The organism is Roseateles sp. P5_B10 (genome assembly GCF_056400485.1).
On the sequence record NZ_JBFULE010001653.1, the window covers coordinates 1 to 571 of the forward strand.

At 61.1% G+C, this 571-nt stretch carries 1 protein-coding gene; it reads left to right on the forward strand.

The features are described from left to right. Positions 1-69 precede the first annotated feature (69 nt). On the forward strand, positions 70-571 hold a 502-nt coding region (locus AC1DU6_RS35140; protein ID WP_477863187.1), incomplete at its 3' end, for a response regulator.

Consider the following 571-nt stretch of genomic DNA (forward strand, 5'->3'; position numbering starts at 1 on the left):
CAGCAATCGAGGAGCAGGTCGAGACTTGCTGACAGAGTTTCTGGCCGACAGAGTTTACGGGGTTAACCCATGCGCGTTCTGATCGTCGATGATCACCCCATCGTCACATYGGGCTGCCGCGCGGTGTTCGCGGACGATCCGGAGATCGAACTGCTGGAAGCGTCCGATGCCGCCAGTGGGGAGCAGGTCTTTCTGACCGGAGACCCCGATATCTGCATCATCGATATCAACCTGCCGACAGTGTCCGGATATGAACTGGCGCGGCGCATCCTGCTGCGCGACGACACGATGCGCATCATCATGTTCAGCATGAATGACGACCCGATCTTCGCAGCCCGTGCGATCGAGAGTGGCGCCAAGGGCTATGTCTCCAAGACCGGCGACCCGCACGATCTGCTGGAGGCCGTCTATGAGGTTGCGCGCGGCGGCGTGTATCTCCCACCGGCGATGGCACGAAGCCTTGCTTTTGCCGGTCCTGCGCTGACGCAAAGCCCGCTGTCGAAGCTGAATTCGCGCGAGATGGAGATCCTGCGACTGCTCGGTGCCGGCAAGAGCCTCGCCGAGATTGCAT